Source organism: Haloparvum sedimenti (assembly GCF_001462205.1).
In the GTDB taxonomy this organism is placed as follows: Archaea; Halobacteriota; Halobacteria; order Halobacteriales; family Haloferacaceae; genus Haloparvum; species Haloparvum sedimenti.
The window spans coordinates 206,515-210,470 of record NZ_LKIR01000121.1 but is presented as its reverse complement, the minus strand read 5'-3'; the positions used below and the strand labels follow the sequence as shown (position 1 = coordinate 210,470).

Annotated in this window: 4 protein-coding genes; all 4 read left to right on the top strand. The window is 69.1% G+C overall.

All coding sequences use genetic code 11. From position 1 onward, the window contains the following. Positions 1-665: 665 nt before the first annotated feature. The 4 genes from AN233_RS17280 to AN233_RS08330 are packed head-to-tail and all read left to right on the top strand — an operon-like array spanning position 666 to position 3,854. Positions 666-812: a hypothetical protein gene (locus tag AN233_RS17280; RefSeq protein ID WP_176696662.1), complete on the top strand. Its 147-nt coding sequence runs from the start codon at positions 666-668 to the stop codon at positions 810-812. A gap of 6 nt (positions 813-818) precedes the next feature. After that, on the top strand, positions 819-1,361 hold the full coding sequence (locus AN233_RS08340) for a cytochrome c oxidase subunit II (protein ID WP_058366330.1): 543 nt from the start codon (positions 819-821) through the stop codon (positions 1,359-1,361). Position 1,362: 1 nt separating this feature from the next. After that, positions 1,363-3,093 carry a cytochrome c oxidase subunit I gene (locus AN233_RS08335; RefSeq protein WP_058366329.1) on the top strand — a complete coding sequence of 577 codons (1,731 nt, stop codon included), beginning with the start codon at positions 1,363-1,365 and terminating at the stop codon, positions 3,091-3,093. A 53-nt stretch (positions 3,094-3,146) separates the two neighbouring features. Next, on the top strand, positions 3,147-3,854 hold the full coding sequence (locus AN233_RS08330) for a hypothetical protein (RefSeq protein WP_058366328.1): 708 nt from the start codon (positions 3,147-3,149) through the stop codon (positions 3,852-3,854). Positions 3,855-3,956: the final 102 nt, after the last annotated feature.

Sequence of the window (3,956 nt, the reverse complement as noted above, 5' to 3'; positions counted from 1 at the left end):
CGGGTCCGGGCTGCGACTGCCGTCGTCCCGCTCGGCAAGCTCGCGGGACCCTCGCTGCGCTCCTCGCTCTCCGCTTGGCGAGACAAACCGCGTCTCGCTAGCCTCCAGCGTGCAGTAGCGCGCCGAAAATCGGAGATTTTCGAGCCGCCGTTCGCTCCGCACCGCGCTCACGGCGACGCCGGAGACACCGCCCGGCGCGAGTGCTTGTCTGGCGAGACGGTCCGGGCTGCCTGCAGTAGCGGGCTGCCGGGCTGCGACTCGCTGACTCTCGCTCGACAGGCTCGCGAGAGCGTCGTCGGGGCCGGATCGAGCCGACTGCCCCTTTCACTCCCACCACACAGCACCGCAGCCGCACCGCTCCGCAACCGCACCGCTCCGCAACCGCACCGCAGCCTCACACCTCCCCAGCCTCGGCGGCGGCGCGGCCGCGAAACAGCACCGCACCGCAAGGCGGCCGCGCCGCCACCTCTCTCGCGCGCGTTGCTCGCGCGCGCCGACCGCTACGATCACCAGATGAACCGCCTTTTTCAACCCCTCCATATCTCGTGGCTTGCCATGAGATCCCGAGTGACGCGACCGATTCCAGATCTGCGGTATCGGCGGGCGAACATGTGCGCGATAACCCACAGTGGGAATCCGCGAGAACCGAAGTCCGTGAGCGACCAATGAGCGCACAACGACCCGCGGACGCGCCGTTCATGCAGCGCCTCTACAACCGCATCTGGCTGCTGGCGGCGGCGGCGTTCCTGTTCTTCCTCGTCGCATACGTCGGCTGGGGGATCATGGACGTGCTGTCGCTGCCCGTGAGGTGATCACGCATGCCAGCACCACTCGATCCGCCCGAGGGGAACTGGTGGGACGAGCCGGTGAACCGCCGCGAGACGATCTGGCTCGGGATCGCCGGCCTCTGGTCGGTCGGCATCTTCGGCTGGATGAGCGGCTTCACCCAGTTCGGCGACCAGAACCCCATCGGCGAGACGTACGACGTTGAGCCCGACGCGTACCGAGAGCGCGTGCAGGAGTACAAGGACGCCGCCGAGGAGACCGAGCGCGGGCTCGTGCCGCCCGAGGACTCGGTGTACGTCGGCGCGATGCGCTACAACTGGGACGCGCTCCCGGTCGTGCTGGAGGCGGGCCGCGAGTACGACGTTCACCTCGGGGCCTACGACGTGCAGCACGGGTTCTCGATCCGGCCCGAGGAGACGCTGAGCAAGCAGATCAACCTGCAGGTGTTCCCGGGCAACGAGTGGGTGATCCCCATGACGTTCGACGAGCCGGGGACCTACCACGTGATCTGCAACGAGTTCTGCGGGCAGGGGCACCGCTCGATGCACGGCACGCTGGTCGTCGAGGAGGCCTGAGATGCTGGGTACCCTACGCGCGCTGTTCGGCAACGAGTACGACGCCGAGGGGTATCGTAGCTGCTCGGTGACCGGGCTGGACGTCCACCGCTCGGTCGAGGAGCACGTCAAGCTGTTCGGCGTGACGGCCGTGGTCGCTCTGGTCGTCGGCGGAAGCTTCGCGTTCACCGTCGCCACCACGCGCTGGGAGCTGATCGGCCTGCTCGAACCCGGCGACTTCTACACACACCTCAGCCTGCACGCGTGGAACCTGCTGATCTTCTGGATGGTGTTCATGGAGATCGCGGTGCTGTACGTGGGTGGACCGATGGTGCTCGGCCGCCGACTGCCGCTGACGGCGCTCGCGAAGGCGGGCTGGGCCGTGATGGTCGCGGGCGCAGTCGGCGTGAATCTCTCGATCTGGTTCACCGAGGCGCCCGAACAGGCGCCGCTTCTGACCGCGTACGTCCCGCTGCCGGTGTCGCCGTGGTTCTACGCGACCGCGATCGTCTTCCTGCTGGGGGCGACCGTCGCGGCGCTGCCCTTCTTCGCGGCCGTCTGGAAGGAGAAGCGCGGCGCGGCGACGAAGACGCTCCCGCTGGTGACGTTCGGCGCGTTCGTCACCGGGGTCATCGCCGTGGAGGCGATCCTCGGCGGCATCGCGGCGTTCGCGTACGCGCTCGTCTGGCGCGTCGGCCTGATCGAGTCGGTCGAGGTCGGCATCTACCGCCAGCTCTACTGGATCGTCGGCCACGGGACCCAGCAGATCAACCTGCTGGCGATGGTGACCGTCTGGTACTTCCTCACGCACGTCGTGGGGGGCGCGGTCGTCGTCAGCGAGAAGGTCTCCCGGTCGGCGTTCATCCTCTACCTGTTCTTCATCAACCTCGGCGCGGCCCACCACCTGCTGGTCGACCCCGGGATGTCGACCGGCTGGCGGGTCTGGAACACCTCCTACGCCTTCTACGGCGCCGCCTTCGCGAGCATGATCCACGCGTTCGCCATCCCGGCCGGCATCGAGGCCGGGCGGCGCCAGCGCGGGCTCGGCGGCGGGCTGTTCGGCTGGCTCACGTCCGCGCCGTGGCGCAACCCCGTCTTCTCGTCGGTGGTGTTCAGCGTCATCCTGTTCGGCTTCCTCGGCGGCATCACCGGCGTCGTGATGGGCCAGATGCAGGTGAACATGACCTGGCACAACACGCTCGCGACCGTCGGCCACTTCCACGCGACCGTCGCGCTCGGGACGACGCTGACGTTCATGGGGCTGACCCTGTTCGTCGTGAAGACGATGTTCCGCCGGGAGTTCGTCTCGGACCGGCTGGCGTCGCTCGTCCCCTACGCCTACGCGGGGACGATGAGCGTCGCGACGCTGATGCTGATGTATGCCGGCATCCTCTACGGCGTCCCGCGCCGTACCGCGGAGGTCGTCCGGAACATCCCCGGCACCGACTTCAGCCTCGCGGCCGCGAGCCCGCTGTTCGCGCTGTTCGGCGTCTTCGCGCTGCTAGCGATCCTCTCGGGGATCCTGTTCGTCGTCGCGACCGTCGGGTCGCTGCTGTTCGGCGCGGACAACAGCGGCGGCGACCTCACCGACCTCCACGCGGAGGGCGGGCTGACGCCGGACGGCGGCACCTCGGTCCACGCCGTCGAACTCCGGGGAACGTTCGTCCTCTGTCTGGTGTTCATGGCCGCGTTCGTCGCCGCGTACGTCCTGAACTGGTACCTGCTCACGCAGCTGTGGTCGATCGGGGCCTGACGCCCCGACCGGCCGCGGTCACGCCCTTCCCCCGGACCCATCACCCACGACCCATGTCGATCATCCACCGCGCCTCGTCGCCCGTGGCCAGCCTCCGACGCGTCGTTCGCCAGCTCTGGCGGGACCTGTTGAGCGTCTACTACGCCAACACGCCCGCGTGGCGCTGGCTGAAGAGCGGGACGCTCGTCGTGTTCGGCTTCTTCTGCTGGACCGGCTCGAGCGTCCTGCTCTCGTACCGCCCGGGCTGGGGATTCCTCACCTACGCGATGGCGTACGGCTTCCTCCTGATCGTCTGGGGGCCGCTCACCCACCTCGGGGTCGTCCCGGCCGCGATCCGGCTCCGGCGCACCGCCGAGCATCCGGTCGCCCGGTTCCTCGCGCGACAGGCCTCGAAGCTGAACCTGTCCGTCTTCCTGACGCTCGTGCTCCTCGCCGGCACCGTGACGCCCGGCGTCATGATGTTCGAGTACGCCTCGCCGCTCGCGGACGGCGGCGACGCCGCCCCCGACGCCGGCGCGGACGTGGTCTGCGAGGACGAGGGCGACCTCGTGGCCTGCCACCTGGAGGCGGTCCGCGGCGCCGACCGCGTCGTCGTCACGACCGGTGGAGAGGAGCTCGTGACGCTTTCGGAGCCCCCCTACGAGTTCGAGCTTCGGAAGGCCGAACTGGCCGACGGCGCGACGGGCAAGCAGTTCGTGGTGGAACTGCGCGACGCCGAGGGCGAGACGCTCCGGCGGTACGTCCAGACCGTCCCGGCGTGAGACGGTGGTCGGGTGCGTGAGACGAGGCGCGCCGCTGCGTCCGGGCGGTTCCGTGCCTCCGGTTCCGTGTCCCCGGTTCTGTGACTGCTGCTCTTGACAGCG